The following is a 23,350-nucleotide window of genomic DNA, read 5'->3' on the forward strand; positions in this document are numbered from 1 at the left end:
TCGGGCCATGTCCGTGTTCACGCATCCCGAACGCCACAGCGTCGCCGTACTCGTCAGGGACGGGGTCCTGCCCATCGAGGCGGGCATCGTCCACCGCCTGTTCGGGCAGGCCCGCGACTCCTCCGGCGCCTCCCTCTACGAGGTCGCCACGTGCGCGCTCGCACCGGGCGAGGTCCGCACCGACACCGACCTCACCTTCAACGTCGCGCACGGCCCCGAGGCGATCGACGGCGCCCGGACCGTGGTCGTGCCCGCGGCCGACGCCGACTACGGCGAGCGGCCGCACACCCCCATCGACCCGCTTCTGGCCGCGGCGCTGGACCGGATCCGCCCGGACGCCCGGGTGGCCTCGATCTGCACCGGAGCGTTCGTCCTGGCCGCCGCCGGACTGCTGACGGGCTGCCGGGTGACCACGCACTGGCGCTCGGTCGGGTTCTTCCGCGCCCTGTATCCGCACATCGACCTGGACCCGGACGTGCTCTACACCGACAACGGGCGCGTGCTCACGGCCGCCGGGGTCGCCTCCGGCATCGACCTGTGCCTGCACATGATCCGCGCCGACCACGGCGCCGCGGTCGCCAACGACGTGGCGCGCGGAACGGTCGTGCCGCCGCACCGCGACGGCGGCCAGGCCCAGTACGTGCGCCGCCCGGTGCCCGAGCCCGAGCGCTCGGCCACCGCGCGCGCCCGCGCCTGGGCGCTGGAGCACCTGGACCGCCAGCCGAGTCTGCGCTCGATGGCGGCCCGGGAGTCGGTGAGCGTGCGCACGTTCACCCGTCGGTTCCGCGACGAGATGGGGGTCTCCCCGGGGCAGTGGATCGCCCAGCAGCGGCTGGACCGGGCCCGCCAGCTCCTGGAGGAGACCGGGATGCCGGTCGACCGGGTCGCCCACGACGCGGGCTTCGGCACGGCCGCCTCCCTGCGCCAGCACATGCAGGCGGAGCTGGGGGTCTCCCCGAGCGCGTACCGGCGCACCTTCCGCGGTCCCGCGGCGAGCCCCCGAACGGGCGTGCCCGCCCTCTGACGACCGGGCGGACGCGGGTCCGCCGGGGACGCGGCCGGGTGCGGACCCGCCGGGGCGGCGGTCACTCGACGGCGGCTCCGGCGCGGTCGCGGTGGAAGGCCCAGGCGTCGGCGACGATGTCGTGCAGGGACGAGCGCTCCGGGCGCCAGCCCAGTGCGGCCCCCGCCCTGTCGGAGGAGGCCACCAGCACCGCCGGGTCGCCGGGACGACGGGGCGAGGCCACCGCCGGAATCGCGTGCCCGGTCACCTCACGGCACACCTCCACCACCTCGCGCACCGAGAACCCGGCGCCGTTGCCCAGGTTGAGCACGTCGTGGTGCCCGGCGCGGGCCCGTCGCAGGGCGAGCAGGTGGGCGCGGGCCAGGTCGGCCACGTGGATGTAGTCGCGCACGCAGGTGCCGTCCGGCGTGGGGTAGTCCTCCCCGAACACCGACACCGATTCCCGTTCGCCCAGCGCCACCTTGAGCACGTTCGGGATCAGATGGGTCTCCACGGTGTGCCGCTCCCCCAACCCCTGGTAGGCGCCGGCGACGTTGAAGTACCGCAGGCTCACGGCCGCGGTGCCGTGCATGCGCGCGTGCTCGGCCAGTGCCGCGTCGATCGCGGCCTTGGTGGCACCGTAGGGGTTGGTCGGGCGCACCGGGGCGTCCTCGGTGATCGGTACCGACTCCGGCTCCCCGTAGACGGCCGCGGTGGAGGAGAACACCAGGCGTCCGGTACCGGTGGCCCGCATCGCCTCCAGCAGGGCGAGCGAGGTTCCCACGTTGCCGCTCCAGTACAGGCCGGGGTGCGCGACCGACTCCGGGACCACGGACTTGGCGGCGAAGTGCAGGACCGCGTCGAACCCCTCCCGGAGGACCTCCGCGGCGCGTTCGCGCACCGTGCCCTGGACGAAGCGCGCACCCGGGTGCACGGCGTCGGCGTGCCCTGTGGAGAGGTCGTCCAGCACCGTGACCGTGTGGCCCTCCTCCACGAGCATCGCCGCGACGACGCCGCCGATGTATCCGGCGCCGCCCGTGACCAGAACCCGCATATCACCCTCCGAGTCGGTGAAGTTCCCGCATTTCCCAACAGAACATACGAAAGCAAACATCAAGTCAACACGATCAGTCTATTTCCAACAGAACCCGGAAGCAGGGTGGACGCGGCACCAGGCGGGTAACGGTCTCTCGACGGCCACCGCGCCCGACCGACCCCCTACTCCCCCGGAGCCCCCGTGAAGCTGTACGCCGAGCGCCCCGTCCGCGCCTGCCTCCAACTGCTGTCCGACCTGCTCGCCCTGTCCTGGGCGGTCCTGTGGATCACCACCGCGCTGTCGCTGCGCGAGGTCATCACCGGCCTGGACCGGCCGGGCGAGCTCATCGCGAGCGCGGGTGAGGGCGTGTCCGAGCACATGGCCGGCGCCGCCGAGGCCGCCCAGCGCGTCCCCCTGGCCGGAGAGGCCCTCGCCACCCCCTTCACCAGTGTGGGCGGGGCCGGGGAGTCACTGGCCTCCGCCGGGACGTCCTTCCAGGAGTCGGTGGCCGAACTGGCCCTCTACCTGCCGCTGGTCACGGCGGTGATCCCGCTGGTCCTGCTCGCCGCCACGTGGCTGCCGGCCCGCGCCCGCTGGGTGCGCCAGGCCGCCGCCGTGCGGAGTATGCGCGCCATGGACCCGCGGGCCCGGTCCCGCCTGCTGGCGCTGCGCGCCCTGACGGCCGTGTCGCCCTCCCGCCTGACCGCCGCCCACGCCGATCCGGCGGGCGCCTGGCACGCGGACGACCCCGAGGCGACCCGCGTTCTGGCCGCGCTCGAACTGGACAGGCTCGGGCTCCGGGCCGTCTGACCGCGCCCGCGCGCTCCGGGGGCGGCGCCGGACCGGCCTACTCCACGCGGATCAGCCCCCGCTGGAGCGCCGTGGTGATCGCCGCGGTCCGGTTGTCCACACCGAGCTTGTCGAACACGTGCACCAGGTGGGTCTTGACCGTCGCCTCGCTGATGAACAGCTCCCGGGAGATCGCCCGGTTGGACAGGCCCCGGGCGAGCAGCCCCAGGATCTCCAGTTCCCGGCCGCTCAGCGCGGGCCGCGGCGAGCGCAGGCGTTCCATGAGGCGGCCCGCGACGCCCGGCGCGAGCGCGGTCTGCCCCTGTGCCGCCGCGGCCACCGCCTCGCAGAGCTGGTCGGGCGGGGCGTCCTTGAGCATGTAGCCGGTGGCCCCCGCCTCCACCGCGGCCAGGATGTCGGCGTCGGTGTCGTAGGTGGTCAGGACCAGCACGGGCGGCGGCGACGGCAGCGCGTTGATACGCCGGATCGCGCTCACCCCGTCCATGCCCGACCCCATGCGCAGGTCCATCAGGACCACGTCCACCCTGGTCCCGGAGGCGAGCAGGTCGAGGGCCTCCCGCCCGTCGGCCGCCTCGGCGACCACGTCCATGCCGGGCCGGTCGGCGAACATCGCCGTGAGGCCGTGGCGTACCACGGGGTGGTCGTCCACCAGCAGGATGTGCAGCGGCTCGACGGTCACTGGGACTCCTCACGCGTCAGGGGCAGCCGGAGGGCGATGGCGGTACCGGCCCCGGGAGCGGACTCCACATCGAGCGTCCCGCCCAGGGCGGCCGCCCGTTCCCGGAGCGCGGCGATCCCGTAGCCGGTGCCGTCCGCCCGGGGTTCGGCACGGGCGGGGTCGAATCCGATGCCGTCGTCGTACACGTCCAGGGTGACGTCGGACCCGAGGAATCCGAGGGTCACCACGGCGGTGGCGGCCCGGGCGTGGGCGACCACGTTGGCGAGGCTGGCCTGAGCCGCACGCAGGAGGGCGACCCCGTATCCGGCGGGCAGCTCGACGGGGCCCCCGTCGATCCGGAACCGGCAGTCGATCCCCTCGGTCTCGGTCACGCGCGCGCACAGGCGGCTCAGGGCCCCGGGCAGGTCCCCGCCGACCAGGGAGGGCGGTGCCAGGTCCCGGACGAAACGACGGGCTTCGGCGAGGTTGGCCGACGCGCTCTCCCGTGCCTCGACGATCCTGGTGCGGGCCAGGTCGGGAGAGTCCGGAAGGGCGTTCTCGGCCGCACGCAGCAACAGGACGATGCTGGACAGGCCCTGGGCGAGGGTGTCGTGGATCTCGCGGGACAGCCGCTCGCGTTCATCGAGTACTCCGGCCCGGCGCTGTGAGGCGGCGAGTTCGTCACGGGTGCGGGTGAGGGTGTCGATGAGTTCCCTGCGCCGCTCGCTCTCCCGGTTCAGCGCGGTGTACCCGGCGGCGATCGCCACGGCGAACACCGCACCCAGGACGGGGCCCAGCACCAGGCCCACGGTGGCCTCCCCGGTGTGCAGGACCTGCCCCAGCACGACCGCACCGGTGACGACGCCGACCGCGACGACCGCATGCACACCCCGCAGCAGGTGCAGGTGCAGGAAGAACAGCGGGAAGGCCAGCCAGACGAAGTCGGCGCTGGCCCAGGACAGCAGCGCCCACAGCGCCGTGACCGCGGCCAGCCACACCAGGGAGCGGACGCGGTGGACATCGCGTCGTGCGGACAGGGCCCCCACGCCGTACACGGCACCGAGCAGGAGCGCCGCGGCCGGCACCGTCCACTGCGCCCACAGCGGCTGGGCGGCCCCCGGGCCCGTCGCGGTCAGCACGAACCGCGCAGTGGCCACGCACAGCAGCAGAAGGAAGCACGCGTGCAGCAGCAGGCGCAGCACGCGCAACACCGTCGGCACCCCGGGAAACTCAGGCGCCCTCCCCCTCATCGCCCCCATCCCCGCAGCGTACGACGCCCGCCCCCGCTCCGGCATCCATCGTTCGATGGAGTCCGGCCTCCACCCCACCGCCCCGACGGACCCGACTTCTCCCCGATGCCGGAGAGCGCCCTCCCGAACAAAGCTGGGAACCCTCATCCGAACGCCACCACAGAAGGGAGGGACACCGTGGCGGGTCTGCATGCGTCGTGTGCCTCGCTCGCCCGGGAAAGGCCTGCTGAACCTGGACATCGTGGACGACCGGATCATGTACATCGAGAGACTCGATCGGCCATCCATGCACCGCCAGAGTCCACAGCCATAACGTTCGCCCGAACGGAACACGAAGTGCGGGCCCGGACTCGCCGTCTCGGGTGCTCGGGTCTGCTGATGGGGCCCACACCGTCGGGGTCCAGCGCCAGCACACCGGTTCTACCGTCAACGCGCCACATCCCAGACATGAAGATCACGGTCTACAGCTGGAGTATCAGGGGACCTGGTCGGCCCGATCCCCTGGGGTCGGGGCGGTCTTCGCGTTGTAGGTGATGGCGTCGACAAGGTCGCGAACCCGGTCATTCGTCGGTGATGTGTTCAGAAGCCCATCATCACAAGGAGTGCGGTGTGGTCGCCTTCCGTCTTGAGTCTCGTGAGTGAGAAAGCCCCGACCGCGCACAGCCGTCGGGGCGGGATGGGGCGGTGTCGTCGTGGGAGAGAACCCCGGCCCTCGTCGGGGCAGGAGGAGCTGGCTATTCGCAGGGGGCTGGGGGAAGGTCGTAGTCACCCGGGTTGGGGTCGGGATCCGCCGTCCTCAGAGCCTGGGCCAGTTGTCCCACGTTCTGCCCCATCATCCGGCCCTGCACCGTGGGGTTGGGGCCCTCGTCAGCGAACCGGGCAGAGCGCCCCCGCTCGTCGGCGTCCATCACCCGTCCCTCGAACTCGCCGTTGCCGATCACTCCGTTGTCCGCGGGGATCGTCGCTCCACCCCCCAGGGTCAGCCACATCGCGGGCTGGCGCCCATCACCTTCCGAGCAGCGCTCGGCCTCCCAGAAGATGGCCTTGATGTAGGTATGTCCGACCTCCACGCGGGCGTGGCCTTGGGCTGCCGTGGGGACGGGGTCGTCGATGTTGCCGTCGGTGAAGGACGAACCCCACGTGCCGATCTCGTAGGAGTCAGGCGCGGGGCGAGGGGCATCCTCGGACGACCACAACACCCGCTGCACGTCCAACGTCACCCGCCGCCCCATCGCGCCCTCACCGCGTTCGATCGCGACCGGATCAGCGGGGAGGTGTTCTTCCTCGGCCACCCGGACTTGCACGACATGGTCGGCGTAGGTGACCCAGTCCCGGACCGAGGAGTTGGGTTTGATGTCGGAGGTCGCAGCCATGAGCGGCATGGGTTCCCGCGGGGATTCCTCTGACGTCGTCACTGCGAGCGTGAAGGGAACGGAAACGACCAGCGCGGCGGCGACCCCCAGGGAGGCAGTCGTGATGCGATTCATGGAGTCCTCCTAGTAGGTCGCGTTGACCAGGTCGTGGTTGTGCCCACCCAGCCCGGGATAGTCCGAGTGGGGGTGATCAGGCAACCCAGCCGGGAGTCAGTGTCACTCAACTTCGGGGAGGACACGGAACCGTGCTGGCGTCCCACGGCATGACCGGTCCCGTGGCAGGTCAGGCCGCTGCTGTCCATGGAGAAGTACACGTTGGCATTGTCGGTGCGGCATGGAGAGCCCACGTTCAAGCTGAGCACAGCGGCCATACGCCTTCCGGGGATACGCATGGGTCCTTTCGGATAGGAATAACCAGCCATGCCCCGATTCATCCTCGGGGCATCACGTACCGTATCGCCCCTGAACCAGGCGAGATTGATGTGTCCGGACGCGGTCACCAACTGGTCTCACAATGACAACCAGTCAAACTGCACGAACCCTGCGAGGACCCGCCCCCGTAGCACCATTCGGGGCGGTGCGGTGTTCGTGGACCACTACCCCGCCGGCCGCGATGGTGTGGCTGGTCGGAGAAGACAGACGAGCTAGGCCAAGGCGGAAGTCCCCGGCTGCACACGGTGGCCGCGCAACACCGTCGGTACCCCGGGAAACTCAGGCGCCCTCCCCCTCATCGCCCCCATCCCCGCAGCGTACGACGCCCGCCCCCGCTCCGGCATCCATCGTTCGATGGAGTCCGGCCTCCACCCCACCGCCCCGACGGACCCGCCTTCTCCCCGATGCCGGAGAGCGCCCTCCCGAACAAAGCTGGGAACCCTCATCCGAACGCCACCACAGAAGGGAGGGACACCGTGTTCGTCGCACTGCGCGACATCCGCTTCGCCAAGGGCCGGTTCGCACTGATGGGTTCGGTCGTCGTCCTCATCACCCTGCTGATCGTCCTGCTGTCAGGGCTGACGGCGGGGCTGGCCGACCAGTCCACCTCGGCCATCCGGCACCTGCCCGCCGACCGCGTCGCCTTCGGCGGCGCCGAGGAGTCCTACGCCGACAGCGCCGTCACCTCGGAGCAGCTCGGCACCTGGACCGGCACCGAGGGGATCGAGTGGGCGGAGCCGGTCGGCATCACCCAGAGCCGTTTCGAGCTCGCCTCCGGCGGCGGCGGTTCCGTCGCCCTGTTCGGGCTCCCCTCCGGCACCCGGCTCGCACCGAAGGAACCGAGCTCCCCGGACCACGTGGTGGTCGGCGACCGAACCGCCGCGGACTACGGGCTGGCCCCGGGGGACACGCTCACCGTCGCCGGTCGGGACCTCACCGTGGAGCACGTCTCCGGCACCGAGTACTTCAACCACACCCCCGTGGTGTGGGTCGACCTCGCCACCTGGCGGGACCTGGACCCGCGCGTCCGGCACGCCCGGGGCCCCGACGCGCCGATCGCGAACGTGATCGCCGCCGGTGTCGCCTCCGACGCGGCCGCGGAAGCCGCCGACGGCGCAGCCGGCACGGTCTCGATGTCCCGGTCCGACAGCTTCGCCGCCATCGGCGCGTTCTCCTCGGAGAACGGTTCGCTCACGGCCATGCAGGGCTTTTTGTACGCGATCTCGGCCCTGGTGGTCGGCGCCTTCCTGACCGTGTGGACCATCCAGCGGGGCGGCGACGTCGCGATCCTCAAGGCTCTGGGCGGGTCCACCGCCTACCTGCTGCGCGACGCCCTGGCCCAGGCACTGGTCGTGCTGTCCCTGGGCGCCGCCGCGGGCGGCGCGCTCGGGGCCGGAGCGGGCGCGCTGGCCGCCTCCGTGGTGCCCTTCGCCCTGACCCCCGCCACCACGCTGGCTCCGGTGGCGGCCATGGTCGTCCTGGGCATGCTCGGCGCGGCCCTGGCCGTCCGGCGCATCACCTCCGTCGATCCGTTGACCGCCCTGGGAGGCGTCCGATGACCCTGTCCCTGCACGACGTGACCCTGAGCTACCCCGACGGCGAGGGCGCCGTCACCGCCCTGGACCGGGTCTCGGTCCAGGTGGCGCCCGGGGAACTGGCCGCCGTGGTCGGCCCCTCCGGGTCCGGGAAGTCGAGCCTGCTGGCCGTGGCCGCGACCCTGGTCGGCCCCGACTCCGGAACGGTCTCGGTGGGCGGTGTGGACGCCCTGCGGCTGACCGCCCGCGATCGGGCCCGGCTGCGGCTGCGCGAGGTGGGGATCGTCTTCCAGCAGCCGAACCTGCTCGGTTCCCTGACCGCGGTGGAACAGTTGATGGTCATGGGGCACATGCGCGGGCAGCCGCTCGGTCCCGCCCGCGGCGCGGCGATGGAGACCCTGGCGGCGGTGGGCCTCTCCGGCAAGGAGCACCGCCGCCCGCACCAGCTCTCCGGAGGGGAGCGCCAGCGGGTCAACATCGCCCGCGCGCTCTCCGGACGGCCGAGCGTGCTGCTGGTCGACGAGCCCACAGCGGCCCTGGACCACGAGCGGGGGGCGAGGATCATGGACCTGCTGGCGGAGGCCACGCGCGCGTTCGGTGTGGCGACGCTGCTGGTCACCCACGACACCGATCACCTGGGCGCGGCCGCGCGGGTCCTCACCATGCGCGACGGCGTCCTGGAGGCGGATGTCAGTGCAGCTTCCTAGACTGGAAGCGCCACCGACCCGCGGAGCACACATGCACCTGTCCGCTCTCCTGGACTTCGACGTCGTCCCCCTCGACGCCGACGACGCCGTGTCCGTCCTGATCGACATCACGGCCCCCGAACGCGAGGCCGACACCGAGCGGCCACCCGCGACCCTGCAGATCGTGCTGGACCGCAGCGGCTCGATGGGCGGCGGCCGACTGGCCGGAGCGGTCACCGCTCTGGTCGGCCTGGTGGACCGGCTCGCGCCCACCGACAACTTCGGCCTGGTCTCCTTCGACACCCAGGCCGTCGTGGAGGTCCCCACCGGTCCGCTCGCCGACAAGGAGGCCGTGCGCCGCCGCATCCGGGGCCTGGTCCCGGGCGGCGGCACGGACCTGTCCTCCGGGCTGCTGCGGGGGATCCAGGAGGCCCGCCGGGCGGGCGGCGACCGGGGCGCCACCCTGCTGCTGATCTCGGACGGGCACGCCAACCACGGGGTCACCGACCACGACCTGCTCCGCCAGGTCACCGCCGACGCCTACGGGCACGCCGTGACCACCACGACCCTCGGCTACGGGCTCGGCTACGACGAGGCGCTGCTCGGCGCGGTCGCCGACGGCGGCGCGGGCAGCGCGCTCTTCGCCGAGGACCCCGACACCGCGGGGGGACTCATCGCCCAGGAGGCGGAGTACCTGCTGGCCAAGTCGGCGCAGGCGGCGTCCCTGCGGGTCCCGCCCGGCCCGCACGTCAAGGAGGTCTCGGTGGTCGGCGAGATGCCGTCGTCGCGACTGCCGGACGGCACGCTCATGGTGGAGCTGGGGGACTTTTTCTCCGGTGAGACCCGCCGTTTGCTGCTGCGCGTGGAGGTGCCGGGGATGGCGTCGCTGGGGACGGTCACCGTGACCACGCTCGACGTCACGTACGTGGACCCGGCCACGATGACGACCTACACCGCGAGTCTGCCGATCACCGTCAACGTGGTGCCCGGTGACGAGGCCCGGGACCGCTCGCCCCGGCCGGAGGTGCGCACGGAGGAGGCCCTCCAGCGGGCCCAGACGGCCAAGCGCGAGGCGAGCGAGGCCCTGCGCCGCGGTGACCGGAGCGGCGCCGCCGAGATCCTGGACCGGGCGCGGGGCGACCTGCCACGGCCGTCGAGCGCCCCGGGCGCGGCCTCGGCGGAACTCTCGGCACAGGCCGAGGAGCTGGACCGGATGTCGGCGATGGCGCGCACCGACGACGCCTCGCGCACGTCCAAGTCGCTGTACTCCAGCCAGTCCGGGTACTCGCGCAAGCGCGGTCGGCACCAGCCGCAGGGCGCACCGGAGGCGCCGCGGACGGGACCGGAAGCTCCGTCGACGCCTCCGCCGCCGGGCGGCGAGATCAGCGGTCAGCAGACCGGGGGCGACCTGTCCTCTCCGGACCGGAGACCGCCCCGGTCCCGGCGCAGGCCGCCCGAGGACCCGCGGCAGGAGAGCTGAGCCGTCCGGTCCCCGCCGCAGCGTGCGACGGGGACCGGGGAGCGCGGTCCGAGCGCCCTTCTGGCGGATCGGGCCGCGCTGCCGCTGCGCGGCGACCACGGGCGCCGGGACCTCGCTGCCGGGGGCTCACCGCCAAGGGCCTGTCCCACGGGTCCGCCGTCAGGCCGACGCGCGCAGCCGCTCCAGGCCGTCGAGGATGAGGTCGAGCCCGAACTCGAAGCCGCCGCCCTGGTCGTGCGGCTCCAGGTGGTAGCGGATGTGCGCGGCCAGGTCGGGATAGGTGTCGACGGGGAAGGATCGCAGGACGCTCTCGCCCACCTCCTGCATCTGGTCCGGGGCCAGGGGGAAGCCCAGCGCCTGCAGCGCGTGGCCGACCAGATGGTCCTCGATCGTGTGGAAGGCCCGGTCGAGCAGGCCGGGGGTGAAGTTCGCCGTACGCAGTGATCGCAGCGCGCTGTCCATGTAGCGCATCCGCTCCGGCCCCGGGTTGACGCTCGACGTCCACAGCGAAGCCGCCCAGGGGTGGCGCATCAGTGCCTCGTGGGCCGAGACCGCGCGCCGACGCGCCTGCTCACGCCAGTCCGCGTCGCCCTCGGGCAACTCGATCTCGCCGACGACCCGGTCGAGCATCCCGTCGAGCAGGTCGGCCTTGCCGTCGACGTGGTTGTACAGCGACATGGCCTCCACACCGAGTTCGCGCCCGAGCCTGCGCATCGACAGGGCGCCGATGCCCTCGGCGTCGGCCAGGACGACGCCGGCGTCGAGCACGCGGTCGCGGGTCAGCGGCGCGCGGCGCGCCTTGGGCGGGTCCTTCGGCATCGGCACGGGGACATCGACCTCCTCTTGACGGACAGCGGAACGCAGTCTAGCTTACAGAGTAAGTATTTACGGTGTAAGTAACTGGATGGAGCCACATGAAGGCGATCGCGCAGAGCCGCTACGGCGAGCCCCACGACGTGCTGGAACTCCGCGACGTCGACCGTCCGGAACCAGGGGAGCACGAGGTCCTGGTGCGCGTCCACGCCTCGTCGGTCAACCCCGCGGACCGGTTCGAGCTCGTCGGACTTCCGTACGTGCTCCGGCTCGTGTTCGGCCCGGCCCGGCCCAAGCACCCGGTCAGGGGCAGGGACGTGGCCGGAACCGTCGAGGCGGTGGGCACGGGGGTGACCCGGTGGCGACGGGGCGCCGCCGTGTTCGGCGAACTGACCGCCGGCGCCTTCGCCGAGTTCGTCGTGGCCGGAGAGGACGAGGTGGCGGCGGCGCCGGCCGGGCTCGACCTCGCGCGGGCGGCGGCCGTCCCGCTCGCCGGTGTCGCCGCGCTCCAGGGCCTGCGGGACGCCGGAGGCGTCCGCTCGGGCCACCGGGTCCTGGTCAACGGGGCTTCCGGGGGTGTGGGAACGTTCGCGGTCCAGATCGCGAAGTCGCTCGGCGCGCACGTGACCGGCGTGTGCAGCGGCGCCGGCGCCGACCTGGTGGCGTCGATCGGCGCGGACGAGGTCGTCGACTACACCCGGGAGGACTTCACCCGGAGTGGGAAGCGCTACGACGTCGTCTTCGACCTGGTGGGCAGTCACGCCCCGGCGGCCTACCGCCGGGTGCTGCGCCGGGACGGGGTCTACGTCTGCGCCACCGGTAGGCCCGGCGGCCCCCTGCTCGGGCCGCTCCCCTACCTGCTGCGCGTGGTGCTCACCTCCCTGCGCGGCCGACCGAGGATGCGGCCCTTCGCGGCGAAGACGAGCCGGGAGGACCTGGCCGCACTCGCCGAGCTGATCGAGTCCGGTCAGGTGCGACCGGTCATCGACCGGACCTACGCGCTGGCGGACACGGCGGCGGCCCTCGCCCGCCAGGGCGCGGGCCACGCGCGCGGCAAGACGGTGGTGACCGTGGCGCAGACGGAGCCACCGACCGGTTCCTGACCACATCCGGCCCCACCGGATGCGGAGGGACGGGGGGCAGGCCGTTCCCGCCGGTCGTCGCCCCGGGTGCCCGGCCCCGGACGACGGGGCCGGTGGTCCGTACACCGTGTACGGCCACTGGGAGGTCTCCCGAAGTGGCGACGGCCAACGGGCTCGTGGGAGGGTTTCACCCGCAAAGCCCCCGCGTTGAGGAGAGAGTCTTGTCCCCTGTCCAGATCATCCGCACGGTGGCCGCCGCTCTGATCGCCGCTGGCGGAGCCCTCGGGCTGGTCCCCAGCGGGCCGTGCGGGGCGGGTTGGTGGGACCCTCACAGCACCGAGGAAATGATCGGATGGTACTCCCTGGGGGATATGCCGCCCGGCATGTTGGCCGGTTCCTGCGGTACGGCCATGGCACCGGTGGGGGCGTGGGCGATCGCGCTGATCGCAGCCGGGGCGACCCTGCTGGCGGGGGTGTGGATCACCACCATCTACCGGCCGCAGGACGAGCCGAAGGCGTAGGCGCCCCGCCCAGCAAGGCACCCCTACTCGGCCATGCCGACAGAGGTCACCAGCGCGGCCCACTCACCTGCGGGAACATCCAGACGCCCCAGGTTCCGGTACTGGGTGTCGCGAACACCGGTCACCCGGCCCTCGGCCACCTCGACGCAGTTCTCAGAACCGGCGCTGTAGCTGGACTTATGCCATTCGGGGCCATACACCATTCCTGTACTCCTCTTCCAACCCACGCAGGAACTCCACAGAGTCCGCAGGAGACCACGCATCAGCCTGCAACCTGGCAAACAGCATGCCATAACGGCGTACCGCACCAGCTTCGTCACTCGTCTGCCCCAGATACACCGACTCCACATGCAGGACATCAGGTGCGTGCGCGGACGAGATGAGGGCCAGTGGGCCGTTCAATCCGGCATGCGGCCACGTACGCCACGGGTAGAACTGCAAGAGGACTCGACCGGATTCCGCCAGTTCCACCAGCCAACGACACTGGTCCGCCATCACTCCGGTGGATCCGACGTGCCGCCGCATCACCATCTCATCGAGCACCACATGACAATGCGGTACATCAGCCCCAAGAATCTTCTCGGACCTGCTGATTCTGGTGTCGACCCGACTCTTCACGTCATCAGACGTGAACCACGGGGCTCCGGCCGGGATCACGCACGCAGCATATTCTCTGGTCTGCAACAGCCCGGGCAGCAGGACGGGTTGGTACTCCCGAATCAGCTCGGCCTCTAGTTGAAGTTGGTGGAGCTGATCCAACCAGTCCAGAACCTCGGGCTCGTACAACTCCTTACGCAGGCGCACCAGACGTCCGCTCTGTCCCAGGCAGTCATCCGCCTGGCGGACGTCAACCGGCTGGAGTGGCCTTGCGCCGGTCTCCACGTTGCTGATGTGACTCTTGCTGCATCCGATCTGGTTCGCGAGCCACTCCTGAGTGCGCCCACGAGATCTACGCGCATGAGACAAAGCCCGACCAAAACGGACGTCAGGAATTTCCTTACCGCCATCGACCATGAGTCGAGCGTACGGCAAGAGCTCAGAAGTTTCTGAAAATCCATGATGGTTCCTGAACCTTCTCTCTGATTCGAATTTCTTTCCCGGGCGGACAGCGGCGTGCGATCGTCCAATCACCGACGAGGCCAGCGGAGATCCGCCGAACGGCTCAGCCCGGACCGCTGCTTCCAGGGGCGGGGCGTGCCATTGACGAGCCTCGGCCCGGACCTGGCGGCCACGGGCCGCCGGGCCGCTCGACACCAGCGAGAGGAACCAGACCAGTGCGAATACCCCGTGGCGCACCCGATCGGGTGCGGGCCAGGAACGACCACCCCGTTCCCCTCCCCCGGCGGCCGCGTCGGGCGACCCGTGTGCGCGGCTACGCGCCCGGCCCGTGCACGTCGGCGTTTCCCGCGTGTGTGCTGAGCGCCGTGCTCGGCGGTGTGCTGGGGACGGGAGTGAGCCGGTGATCCGCGTCTGCGACATCCGTGAACTCTCCACCCTGGCCGAACTGGCCACGTGGGCCGCAGAGCACCGCGTGCGGATCCGCTACCTCGGCGCCGACCTGGAGAACCGCCCCGTCTATGGCGCCACGCGCGGGCACCTCACCCGGCTCGCGCGGGACTCCGGACCGGACCTCCACCGGCATCCCCTCGTGTGGCGCTCCCCTCTGGAGGCCCCGGAGACGCTCCCGTGAGCGGGCGCCAGGACGGATCCGGCGAGACCGAAGCGACCGTCCTCACCCCCGAGGCGCTCGCGGACGCGGTCGGCCTCGCCCTGGTCGCCCCGCACGAGCCGGACACCGATGGCTGCCTCGTCCTTCGGTTGCGGTCCCTCCTCCGCGCGGCTCTACGCGACTGACCCACCCAGGACAGCCGGTCCCGGAGCGTTCCCCGGCTCCGGGCCCGGCGACGAGCGACGGAGAACGGCGATGGACGGCGCGGTCCCGTGCCCCAGCCCCGCGGGCCACGACTACCTCCCCGACCAGCCGCCGGTGCGCCACGGCAGCACCGCGACGGCCACCTGCGGGTACTGCGGACACACGATCACCGCCACCCGGCCGGTCCCCGGCCGACGCCCCGCCACCGCCCGTGCCTCCCCCGCCGACGGGTCGGGCCGCGGCGTTGCGCGCGGCGCCGCCGCGCCGAGCGGCCCGAGCACCCCTCACGGCACCTGGTAGGCGCTGTCCCGGATGTCGGTGATGGCCATGTGGCCGGGGGCGTGGCCGATCGCGAACTCCGGCGCCGAGGCCGCCACGGCGGCCTGCGGGGTGACTCCGCAGGCCCAGAACACCGGGATCTCCCCCGGCCGGACCTCGACCCGGTCCCCGTAGTCCGGGGCGTCCAGGTCGGTGATCCCGAGGGCGGCCGGGTCCCCCACGTGCACCGGGGCGCCGTGCACCGCCGGGTAGCGCGAGGTGACGCGGACGGCGTCGGCGACCCGGTCCGCCGGGACCGGTCTCATCGACACCACGAGCGGGCCCCGGAACCGCCCGGCCGGACGGCACCGCCGGTCGGTGACGTACATGGCCGCGTTGGTCCCCGTCTCCAGGTGGCGGACCGGGATCCCCGCCTCCAGCAGCGACGCCTCGAACGTGAAGCTGCACCCGAGGAGGAAGGCCACCAGGTCCTCGCGCCACAGGTCGGCCACCTCCGAGCGCTCCTCCACCAGCTCGCCGTGCCGGTAGACCCGGTAGGCGGGCAGGTCGGTGCGCAGGTCGGTGCGCAGGTCGCCCGCGAAGACCGAGGCGCTGGTCTCCCCCGGCTCCGTGACGTCCAGAACCGGGCAGGGCTTGGGGTTGCGCTGGGCGAACAGCAGGAAGTCGAACGCCGCCTCGCGGGGCACGGCGATGAGGTTGGCCTGCGCGTATCCCGCGCTGTACCCGGAGGTGGGCGCCCGCAGCCCCTCCCGGAACAGCGCGCGGGCCCGGGACGGCGACAGCCGGGCGGGGTTCGTCATGAGGTCCTCCAGTGGACGGTCACGGGCCGTTCCGGTCGGTGAAACGGATCCGGGTGCCGGGCCGTGCCTGGGCCGCCCGGGGCAGGTCGGCGGACCGGACCACCGCCACGACCGGATATCCGCCGGTCACGGGGTGGTCGGCCAGGAACAGCACCGGCTCACCGCCGGGCGGTACCTGGAGGGACCCCGCCACCATGCCCTCGCTGGGCAGCTCGCCCGCGTAGGAGCGCTCCAGGGCCGGGCCCGACAGCCGGGCCCCCACCCGGTCGCTGCGGGGGGTCACCTCGTAGTCGCCGGACAGGAGCGCGGCCAGGGCGTCGTCGGTGAACCAGTCCTGTCTGGGTCCCAGGGCCACGCGCAGGGTGATCCGGTCCCCGCCCACCGGGGCCGTGCACACGTGGTCCACGACCGGGAAGTCCCGCGGCGGCGGGCCGACGGGGAGCACCGCGCCGGGCACGGGCAGGTCCGGTCCGAGCCCCGCCAGCACGTCGGTGCTGCGCGAGCCCAGCACCGGGCGCACGTCCACTCCCCCGCGTACCGCCAGGTAGGAGCGCAGTCCCCGGTCCGGCAGGCCCATGGCCAGCTCGGCCCCGTCGGGCAGGTGCAGCACGGTGTCCGTGGCGGCGCCGCGCCCGTCCACGCTCAGGGGGACCGGGGCGCCGGTGACCGCGACCGTGACCGGCCCGCGGGCCCGTACCCGCAGCCCGCCCATCGTGGTCTCCAGCGCCGCCGCCCCCGGAGGGTTGGCGAGCAGCCGGTTGGCCAGGGCGAAGGAGTGGGTGTCGGCGGCCCCGGAGCGCCCCACGCCCAGGTCGGCGTGGCCGAAGCGGCCGGCGTCCTGCACCGTGGTCATCGGCCCGGCGGCGACGACCTCCAGTGCGCTCGCCCCGCTCATGGGGCCTCCGTGAACCGCACTCGCACGCCCGGGCGCAGCAGTCCGGGAGGGTCGCGGTCCAGGTCCCAGATCCGCGCCTCGCTCCGGCCGAGCAGCTGCCAGCCGCCGGGCGAGCTGCGCGGGTACACGCCGGTGAACTCGCCCGCCAGGGCGACCGCTCCGGCGGGCACCCGTGTGCGCGCCTCGCCGCGCCGGGGTACGCACAGGCGCGGGTCGTCGCCGACCATGTACCCGAAGCCGGGGGCGAAGCCGCAGAAGGCGACGGTCCAGCGGGCCGCTGTGTGGGCGGCCACGACCCCGCGCGGGGTCAGGCCGGTCAGCTCGGCGATGTCGGCGAGGTCCGCCCCGTCGTAGTGCACGGGGATGGTGACGGTCTTCCCTGCGCCGCTGTGGTGCCCCGGGGCGACGGGCAGCTCGGCGACGGCCGCGGCGACCCGGTCGGTGTCGGTCCCCGGTTCCACGCGCAGCAGAACCGTGCGGGCGGCCGGAACCACGTCGGTCACACCGGGCGGCGGCCGTTCGGCCAGGGCGGCGCGCAGCGCCACGACCTCGGCCAGGTCGGCCACCTCCACCAGGACACCGGTGTCGGCGCATGTCAGAACGCGCACGCGGCCTCCTCGACTCCGAGCGTGCAGGGGTGTGTCCGGCGCGCGCCGTGGCCGCGACGCACGGCGCGGCGGGCGTGCGCCGCGCTCGCTCTCAAACGGTCACACATACTTCTCCGCGAACGGCGTGATCTCGATGCCCTCGGCGCGCAGCCGGTCGGCCACCGACCTGGCGATGTCGACGGCGCCCGGGCTGTCGCCGTGCACGCACAGGGACTCGGCCTCGACCAGGATCTCCGTCCCGTCGACGGCGCTGATCGGTTCGCCGCGCGCGATGCGGACGCAGCGCTCGGCGATCGCCTCTGGGTCGTGCAGGACCGCTCCCGGCTCGTGGCGGGGCACCAGGGTGCCTTCCGGGGTGTAAGCGCGGTCGGCGAAGGCCTCGCGGTGGGTGCGCAGGCCCGCCTTCTCCGCCACCTCCAGGAAGCGGGAGCCGGGCAGTCCCAGGACCGGCAGGTCCGGGTCGAACTCCCGCACGGCCGTGACGACCGCCTCCGCCTGGTCCTGGTGGTGCACGATCGCGTTGTAGAGGGCCCCGTGCGGTTTGACGTAGCGGACGCGGTCGCCCGCCAGCCGGGTGAAGGCCGCCAGAGCGCCCAGCTGGTAGAGGACCTCGTTCGTCAGTTCGGTCGGCGGCACGTCAACGAAGCGGCGGCCGAACCCGGCCAGGTCGCGGTAGGACACGTGCGCGCCCACGGCCACGCCCAGTCCGGCGGCCTCTTCCGTGGTGCGGCGCAGCACGGACGGGTCCCCGGCGTGGAAGCCGCAGGCGACGTTGGCGCTGGTGACGATGGACAGCAGGGCCCGGTCGTCACCCAGTTCCCAGCGGCCGAAATGCTCCCCGAGATCGGAGTTGAGGTCGATGCGCAACGTCGTTGCTCCTTCGTGTTCGTGCCCGGGCTGCGAGCGGGCTCCTACCGGGCTCCTACCCGGTCAGGTCCGGCGTATCGGACGGGATCGGGGGCTGTGGACAAAGGCGGGTCCGGTGGACGCCTCCGTGCGGGACCGCCCGGGCGGGACGGTCCCGCACCGGGAGGATCACTGCCAGAGGGCGGCGATCCCGCTGAGTGAGTTGGCGGCCATGTAGGCGGTGAGCGCCCAGGCCAGCCAACCGATGACGAGCAGCCAGACGGGATAGCGGTAGCCGCCCAGCAGGTCGTGGGAGCGGCGGGTGGCGACGTAGAGCATGATGCCGAGGCCGACCGGCAGGATCACGCCGTTGAGCGCTCCGGCCAGGATGAGGAGTGTGGTCGGCGCCTGCCCGGAGACGAGCAGGACGGCCAGGGAGACTCCGATGAAGACCGTCACCAGGGTCCCGCGCCTCTTCTCCAGAAGGGGGTGGAAGGTGGAGACGAAGGAGATCGAGGTGTAGGACGCGCCGATGACGGAGCTGACCGCGGCGGCCCACATGATCACGCCGAACAGGCGCATCCCGACCTCGCCCGCGGCCTGCTGGAAGGCAGCGGCGGCCGGGTTGGCCGAGTCCAGGAGCGAAGCGCCGCCGGCGACCACGCCCAGGACCGCGAGGAAGAGCAGGACGCGCATCACGCCGGTGACGACGATGCCGGTGACGGAGGTCTGGGTGATGGCGGCGATGTTCTCCCGACCGCCCTTGCCGAGCTCGACGAGGCGGTGCACGCCCGCGTAGGTGATGTAGCCGCCGACGGTGCCGCCGATGATCGTCACGGTGGCCAGGAAGACGTCGGCGCCGAGCTGGTCGGGCAGGACGGACTGGCGCAGTGCCTCGCCGACCGGCGGCCGGGAGATGACGGCGACGTACAGGGTCAGGGCGATCATCCCGACACCGAGCACGACGAGGATCCGGTCCAGCGCCGCGCCCAGGCGCTTGACGCCCAGGATGACGACGGCGAGCAGCGCGGACAGGACGGCGCCCCAGCGGGTGTCGAGGCCGGTCATGGCGTCCAGGCCGAGCCCCGTGCCCGCCAGGTTGCCGACGTTGAAGACGAGGCCGCCGAAGACGATGAGGGCGGCCAGCAGGTAGCCGGCGCCGGGCACGACCTTGTTGGCCAGGTCCTGGGCGCGCGTGTTCGCGACGCCGATGACCCGCCAGATGTTCAGCTGGACGGCGATGTCGACCAGGATCGACACGAGGATCGCGAACGCGAAGGTGGCGCCGAGCTGCGCGGTGAAGGTCGTGGTCTGGGTGATGAATCCGGGGCCCACGGCGCTGGTGGCCATGAGGAACAGGGCGCCGAGCAGTCCGCTGCTCAGCGTGACCCGACCGAGTCGGGGCCGCACCCTGGCGGGTGCGGGAGGGATGTCGCCCATGGGTTCTCCTGAACTGTGGCGCGGAGCGGGGGTTGCACGACGGCTACCCACACCGTCGTGGGATTGTTGAACAATACTTCAATATGTGGGGAATCTGTAGGGGGGACGAGCGTGAAATCACCGGACTCCGGTACGTAACATGGGAGGTCCACCGAGCCTCGAAGGAGCCCACGTTGACGGCGACGGACGACCACATCGACCGGCTCCCCGCGGCGGACGGCGCCCTGGCACCGGTCAGCAGCCAGGCCGAGCGGGTCGCCGACATGCTCCGGTCGTTCGTCATCAACGGTTCCCTCGCCCCCGGTGTCCGCCTGTCGGAGGAGCGGCTCAGCCGCAAGTACGAGGTCTCCCGCAACACCCTGCGTGAGGCGTTCCGCCTCTTGAGCCGCGAGCGCCTGCTGGTCCACCAGATGCACCGGGGCGTGTTCGTCAGCCGCCCCACCGGCGCCGACGTGCGGGACCTCTTCAGCGTCCGGCGCCACCTGGAGCTGCCCGCGGTCCGCCGGGCCGACCGCGCCGACGCCGAGGCCGTCCGTGCCGTGGGCGCCGCCGTCGAGGAGGGCGAGGCCGCCCGGGACCACGCCGACTGGTGGGCGATGGGCACCGCCAACATGCGCTTCCACCAGGCCCTGGCCGCGCTCGCGGGCAGTCCGCGCCTCAACGAGTTCATGAACCAGGTCCTGGCCGAAACCCGTCTGGTCTTCCACGTCATGAACGACCCGGAGGAGTACCACGCCCCCTATCTGGACTGGAACCGGCGTATCCACACCGCCCTGGCCGCAGGCCACCCGGACCTGGCCGCCGACGAACTGGCCGCCTACCTGGACGCTTCCGAGGCGCAGCTCGTGACCGCCTTCACCGCCATGGAGAACGACGCCTGACCAAGGTCCCGAAGTGCCATGATGGGGGCGCCATGGAACTGAACGGACGCCCCGTCAGCACCGGGGAACTCGCCTCCCTCGCTTTGTACGGCTACGGCCACTTCACCACCATGCTGGTGAGCGACCTGCGGGTCCGCGGCCTCGACCTGCACACCCAGCGGCTGACCCAGGACTGCGAGACCCTCTTCGGCGCCGACCTGGACCTGCCCCGCGTCCGCGAGCTGGCCCGTCGCGCCGCCCGCGAACACGCCCGCGCCACGGTGATCCGGGTGACGGTCTACGACCCCCACATGGACCTGGCCCGCCCCGACGCCAGCGTCCTGCCGCACGTGCTGGTCACCGCCCGCCCCGCGCCCGATCCCGCGCACGCGCCGCCGCCCGTGCGCCTGGGCACCCGCCGGTTCGGCCGCGACGCCCCGGAGGTCAAGGGCACCGGGCTCTTCGGCGCGATCCGAGAGCGACGCGCCGCCCGGCTGGACGGCTACGACGACGCCCTGTTCACCACACCCGACGGACTGGTGTCGGAGGGGCCGACGTGGAACATCGGCTTCGTGGACGGGGGCGGCCTCGTGTGGCCGGACGCCCCCGCGCTGGACGGTGTGACCGCGCGCCTGGTCGCCCACGTCGCCTCCGACCTGGGCATTCCGGTGATCCGGCGTCCTCTCACGGCCTCCGCGGCCACCCGGATGTCGGGCGCCTTCATCACCAACGCCGCCACCGGGCTGCGCCCCGTGGCCGCGCTGGACGGGGTGCACCTGCCCTCCTCACCCGTGGTGACGCGGCTGGCCCACGGCTACGCCGCACTGCCCGGGGACCGCCTGTAGGCCCGGCCCGGCCACCACACGCGCCTGCCGGCGTCCAGCGACAGCGCGGGGACCAGGAGCGTGCGCACCAGCAGCGTGTCCACCAGGACGCCGAACGCCACGAGGAAGGCGAGCTGGAACAGGAAGAGCAGGGGGATGACCGCCAGGGCGGCGAAGGTGGCGGCCAGCACCACGCCCGCCGAGGTGATGACCCCGCCCGTCACCGTGAGCGCCCGCAGCAGGCCCTGGCGGTGTCCGTGTTCGAGGGTCTCCTCCCGTGCGCGCGACATCAGGAAGATGCTGTAGTCGACGCCGAGGGCGACCAGGAACACGAACGCGAACAGCGGCACCACGGGATCGGCGCCCGGCAGGTCCAGCACGTGCTGGAACAGGAGCGTGCCCACCCCCAGGGTCGCCGCGAAGGACAGCACGTTGGCCACCACGAGCAGCAGGGGCGCCAGGAGCGAGCGCAGCAGGGGCACCAGGACCAGGAACACCACCACCAGCACGAGCGGGACCACGACGGTGAAGTCGCGCTGCGCGGTCTCCAGCGTGTCCAGGTCGGTCGCGGTCACCCCGCCCACCAGCGCGTCGGCGCCCTGGACCCCGTCCAGCTCCGCGCGCAGCGTCCGCACCGCGTCCACCGCCTCGCTCGACTCGGGTTCGGCGGCGAGCACGACCTCGACCAGGACACGGCCGTCCACGACCAGCACCGGTTCCGCCACGGGCGGCGAACCCTCGGCTCCGGGCGGGCCGGCCTCCGTGAAGGGCGCGGCGGAGGTGACCTCGGGCAGGCCCTCGGCCGCGGCCACGACCTCGTCCACGGAGGCGGCGTCGGCGACCACCAGGGTGGGCGCGGCGGAGGAGTCGGCGCCGAATCCGCGGGTGAGCACCTCCTGTCCGTCGACCGCCTCGACCTCGGTGCGGAAGATCTCGGCCTGCCCGCTGCCGCCCGCGTCGAACCCGGGCGCGAACGCCGCCGCGGCCAGCAGCACCGCGGCGCACGCCAGCCAGTACGCCCGGGGACGGCGTCCGACGGAACGGGCCACACCGCCCCACACCCGGTGCCTGGACAGGACCAGGTCGGTGGACTCGCGCGTGTCGGTGCCCTCGCGGTGCGGGGCCAGCGGCCAGAACACCGCGCGTCCGCACAGGGCCAGGGCCGCGGGCAGGAACGTCATCGCGGACAGCATGGCCGCCGCCACGCCGATGGCCACGACCGGGCCGAGGCTGCGGGTCGAGGACAGGTCGGCGGCGAGCAGGCACAGCAGTCCCAGGATGACCGTGCCGCCGGAGGCCAGCACGGGACCGGTCACCGCACGCGCCGCGGCCAGCGCGGCCAGCGGAGCGTGTTCGCGCACGGACAGCTCCTCGCGGTAGCGGGCCACCAGCAGGAGGGCGTAGTCGGTGCAGGCGCCCACGACCAGGATGAAGAGGATGCCCTGGCTCTGGCCGTTGAGGCTGACCACGCCCGCGTCGGCGGCGGCGTAGACCAGGGCGCCGGAGAGCCCGAGGGCGAGCAGCGACGCGAGGATCACCAGGATGGGCAGCAGCGGTGAGCGGTAGACGGCGATCAGGATGACGAGCACCGCCACCACCGCCACGATCAGCAGGGTGGAGTCGATGCCGCCGAAGGCCGCGGACAGGTCCGCGGCGTAGCCCGCCGGTCCGGTCACCTGAGCGGTGAGTCCGGGAACCGCCTCCTCCTCCAGCAGGGCGCGCAACTCGTCCACGCTGTCACCGGTCTCGTACTCCGACCCGATGGTGACCACGAACTGGGCCACGGAGGCGTCCTCGGTGCCGGGGAACGGGCCCGCGACGGGTGCGGCGGACCAGGGCCGCGCGTCCACCCGCTCCGCGACCTCCCTGACGGCGGCCAGTTCCTGCTCCGTCAGGTCGTGGTCGGCGGAGAAGACGACGATGGCCGGAACGCCCTCCGCGCGGTCGAAGTCCTCGGCGATCGCGTCGACCTCGGTGGACTCCGCTCCGACCGGCAGGAAGGCCGCGGGGTCGTTGGTCTGCACTTCCCCCAGGCGTCCGACGAAGGAGCCGAGCGGGCCCGCCCCGAGGACCCAGACCAAGGCCACCAGGAGTGCCAGGACCGTCCACCGCCATGGACCCCGTGTCCTCGTTGCCGTGCGCGTCCGCACCGTCGCCGCCCTCCCTGATACGCGATCTAAGCTCGAAATCCATGATTCTTGGATTCCAAGCTATCTGGCGACGCCAGGCTACCGCCCCCTCGCGTG

General features: G+C 72.6%; 25 protein-coding genes. 12 read left to right on the forward strand and 13 right to left on the reverse strand.

The window, feature by feature from the left end:
- Positions 1 to 7: 7 nt before the first annotated feature.
- Positions 8 to 1,024: a GlxA family transcriptional regulator gene (locus M1P99_RS04940; RefSeq protein ID WP_304451487.1), complete on the forward strand. Its 1,017-nt coding sequence runs from the start codon at positions 8 to 10 to the stop codon at positions 1,022 to 1,024.
- A gap of 61 nt (positions 1,025 to 1,085) precedes the next feature.
- Here the strand turns inward: M1P99_RS04940 and galE are convergent, their stop codons facing one another.
- Entirely contained in the window at positions 1,086 to 2,057 is a 972-nt protein-coding gene (gene galE / locus M1P99_RS04945) for a UDP-glucose 4-epimerase GalE (RefSeq protein ID WP_304451488.1), read from the reverse strand.
- 183 nt (positions 2,058 to 2,240) lie between these two features.
- On the opposite strand from galE, the gene M1P99_RS04950 reads away from it, so the two are divergent.
- Positions 2,241 to 2,849 (forward strand): hypothetical protein, encoded by a 609-nt coding sequence (locus M1P99_RS04950; protein ID WP_304451489.1) that lies wholly within the window; start codon positions 2,241 to 2,243, stop codon positions 2,847 to 2,849.
- 37 nt (positions 2,850 to 2,886) lie between these two features.
- Here the strand turns inward: M1P99_RS04950 and M1P99_RS04955 are convergent, their stop codons facing one another.
- From M1P99_RS04955 to M1P99_RS04965, 3 genes are all read right to left on the reverse strand, one after another.
- Positions 2,887 to 3,528, reverse strand: coding sequence for a response regulator transcription factor (locus tag M1P99_RS04955; RefSeq protein WP_304451490.1), 642 nt, complete (start codon positions 3,526 to 3,528; stop codon positions 2,887 to 2,889).
- Positions 3,525 to 4,757: a sensor histidine kinase gene (locus M1P99_RS04960; RefSeq protein WP_304451491.1), complete on the reverse strand. Its 1,233-nt coding sequence runs from the start codon at positions 4,755 to 4,757 to the stop codon at positions 3,525 to 3,527. Before M1P99_RS04960 ends, M1P99_RS04955 begins: the two co-directional genes overlap by 4 nt.
- 734 nt (positions 4,758 to 5,491) lie before the next feature.
- Positions 5,492 to 6,244: a hypothetical protein gene (locus M1P99_RS04965; RefSeq protein WP_304451492.1), complete on the reverse strand. Its 753-nt coding sequence runs from the start codon at positions 6,242 to 6,244 to the stop codon at positions 5,492 to 5,494.
- Positions 6,245 to 7,038: 794 nt separating this feature from the next.
- Between M1P99_RS04965 and M1P99_RS04970 the strand changes: the two genes are divergently transcribed.
- From M1P99_RS04970 to M1P99_RS04980, 3 genes are read left to right on the forward strand one after another with little or no spacing between them, the layout of a single operon-like run.
- Positions 7,039 to 8,121 (forward strand): ABC transporter permease, encoded by a 1,083-nt coding sequence (locus M1P99_RS04970; RefSeq protein ID WP_304451493.1) that lies wholly within the window; start codon positions 7,039 to 7,041, stop codon positions 8,119 to 8,121.
- Positions 8,118 to 8,804, forward strand: coding sequence for an ABC transporter ATP-binding protein (locus tag M1P99_RS04975; RefSeq protein WP_304451494.1), 687 nt, complete (start codon positions 8,118 to 8,120; stop codon positions 8,802 to 8,804). The genes M1P99_RS04970 and M1P99_RS04975 overlap by 4 nt, the downstream gene beginning before the upstream one ends.
- A gap of 31 nt (positions 8,805 to 8,835) precedes the next feature.
- On the forward strand, positions 8,836 to 10,263 hold the full coding sequence (locus M1P99_RS04980) for a VWA domain-containing protein (RefSeq protein ID WP_304451495.1): 1,428 nt from the start codon (positions 8,836 to 8,838) through the stop codon (positions 10,261 to 10,263).
- A gap of 159 nt (positions 10,264 to 10,422) precedes the next feature.
- Here M1P99_RS04980 and M1P99_RS04985 read toward each other — a convergent pair whose 3' ends face one another.
- Entirely contained in the window at positions 10,423 to 11,082 is a 660-nt protein-coding gene (locus tag M1P99_RS04985; RefSeq protein ID WP_304455579.1) for a TetR/AcrR family transcriptional regulator, read from the reverse strand.
- Positions 11,083 to 11,177: 95 nt separating this feature from the next.
- On the opposite strand from M1P99_RS04985, the gene M1P99_RS04990 reads away from it, so the two are divergent.
- Together M1P99_RS04990 and M1P99_RS04995 are read left to right on the forward strand one after the other, a co-directional pair.
- Complete coding sequence (locus M1P99_RS04990) at positions 11,178 to 12,179, forward strand: NAD(P)-dependent alcohol dehydrogenase (RefSeq protein ID WP_304451496.1); 1,002 nt, start codon at positions 11,178 to 11,180, stop codon at positions 12,177 to 12,179.
- Positions 12,180 to 12,379: 200 nt separating this feature from the next.
- Positions 12,380 to 12,679 (forward strand): hypothetical protein, encoded by a 300-nt coding sequence (locus M1P99_RS04995; RefSeq protein WP_304451497.1) that lies wholly within the window; start codon positions 12,380 to 12,382, stop codon positions 12,677 to 12,679.
- A gap of 23 nt (positions 12,680 to 12,702) precedes the next feature.
- Here the strand turns inward: M1P99_RS04995 and M1P99_RS05000 are convergent, their stop codons facing one another.
- A complete protein-coding gene (locus tag M1P99_RS05000; RefSeq protein WP_304451498.1) occupies positions 12,703 to 12,882 on the reverse strand; it encodes a DUF397 domain-containing protein in 180 nt (59 codons plus the stop codon).
- A complete protein-coding gene (locus tag M1P99_RS05005; RefSeq protein WP_304451499.1) occupies positions 12,857 to 13,693 on the reverse strand; it encodes a helix-turn-helix transcriptional regulator in 837 nt (278 codons plus the stop codon). Before M1P99_RS05005 ends, M1P99_RS05000 begins: the two co-directional genes overlap by 26 nt.
- Positions 13,694 to 14,138: 445 nt before the next feature.
- Between M1P99_RS05005 and M1P99_RS05010 the strand changes: the two genes are divergently transcribed.
- From M1P99_RS05010 to M1P99_RS05020, 3 genes are all read left to right on the forward strand, one after another.
- A complete protein-coding gene (locus M1P99_RS05010; protein ID WP_304451500.1) occupies positions 14,139 to 14,369 on the forward strand; it encodes a hypothetical protein in 231 nt (76 codons plus the stop codon).
- Positions 14,366 to 14,533: a hypothetical protein gene (locus M1P99_RS05015; protein ID WP_304451501.1), complete on the forward strand. Its 168-nt coding sequence runs from the start codon at positions 14,366 to 14,368 to the stop codon at positions 14,531 to 14,533. The genes M1P99_RS05010 and M1P99_RS05015 overlap by 4 nt, the downstream gene beginning before the upstream one ends.
- 70 nt (positions 14,534 to 14,603) lie before the next feature.
- Positions 14,604 to 14,852: a hypothetical protein gene (locus M1P99_RS05020; protein ID WP_304451502.1), complete on the forward strand. Its 249-nt coding sequence runs from the start codon at positions 14,604 to 14,606 to the stop codon at positions 14,850 to 14,852.
- On the opposite strand, the gene M1P99_RS05025 is transcribed toward M1P99_RS05020, so the two are convergent.
- The 5 genes from M1P99_RS05025 to M1P99_RS05045 all read right to left on the reverse strand — a co-directional run bounded on the left by M1P99_RS05025 (position 14,837) and on the right by M1P99_RS05045 (position 19,420).
- On the reverse strand, positions 14,837 to 15,631 hold the full coding sequence (locus M1P99_RS05025) for a putative hydro-lyase (protein WP_304451503.1): 795 nt from the start codon (positions 15,629 to 15,631) through the stop codon (positions 14,837 to 14,839). The genes M1P99_RS05020 and M1P99_RS05025 overlap by 16 nt on opposite strands.
- Before the next feature lie 19 nt (positions 15,632 to 15,650).
- A complete protein-coding gene (locus M1P99_RS05030; RefSeq protein ID WP_304451504.1) occupies positions 15,651 to 16,526 on the reverse strand; it encodes a biotin-dependent carboxyltransferase family protein in 876 nt (291 codons plus the stop codon).
- Positions 16,523 to 17,134, reverse strand: a complete 612-nt coding sequence (locus tag M1P99_RS05035) for an allophanate hydrolase subunit 1 (protein ID WP_304451505.1) — start codon at positions 17,132 to 17,134, stop codon at positions 16,523 to 16,525. Before M1P99_RS05035 ends, M1P99_RS05030 begins: the two co-directional genes overlap by 4 nt.
- Before the next feature lie 99 nt (positions 17,135 to 17,233).
- The gene (locus M1P99_RS05040) at positions 17,234 to 18,001 is read right to left on the reverse strand and encodes a LamB/YcsF family protein (RefSeq protein WP_304451506.1); all 768 of its coding nucleotides are present in this window, start codon (positions 17,999 to 18,001) and stop codon (positions 17,234 to 17,236) included.
- Between the two features lie 168 nt (positions 18,002 to 18,169).
- Entirely contained in the window at positions 18,170 to 19,420 is a 1,251-nt protein-coding gene (locus M1P99_RS05045; protein ID WP_304451507.1) for an NRAMP family divalent metal transporter, read from the reverse strand.
- A gap of 173 nt (positions 19,421 to 19,593) precedes the next feature.
- Between M1P99_RS05045 and M1P99_RS05050 the strand changes: the two genes are divergently transcribed.
- Positions 19,594 to 20,301: a GntR family transcriptional regulator gene (locus M1P99_RS05050; RefSeq protein ID WP_304451508.1), complete on the forward strand. Its 708-nt coding sequence runs from the start codon at positions 19,594 to 19,596 to the stop codon at positions 20,299 to 20,301.
- Positions 20,302 to 20,333: 32 nt separating this feature from the next.
- On the forward strand, positions 20,334 to 21,125 hold the full coding sequence (locus M1P99_RS05055; protein WP_304451509.1) for an aminotransferase class IV: 792 nt from the start codon (positions 20,334 to 20,336) through the stop codon (positions 21,123 to 21,125).
- Here the strand turns inward: M1P99_RS05055 and M1P99_RS05060 are convergent.
- Complete coding sequence (locus M1P99_RS05060) at positions 21,095 to 23,191, reverse strand: MMPL family transporter (protein WP_369696499.1); 2,097 nt, start codon at positions 23,189 to 23,191, stop codon at positions 21,095 to 21,097. The genes M1P99_RS05055 and M1P99_RS05060 overlap by 31 nt on opposite strands.
- Positions 23,192 to 23,350 lie beyond the last annotated feature (159 nt).

The organism is Nocardiopsis sp. YSL2 (assembly GCF_030555055.1).
Classification (GTDB): Bacteria; Actinomycetota; Actinomycetes; order Streptosporangiales; family Streptosporangiaceae; genus Nocardiopsis.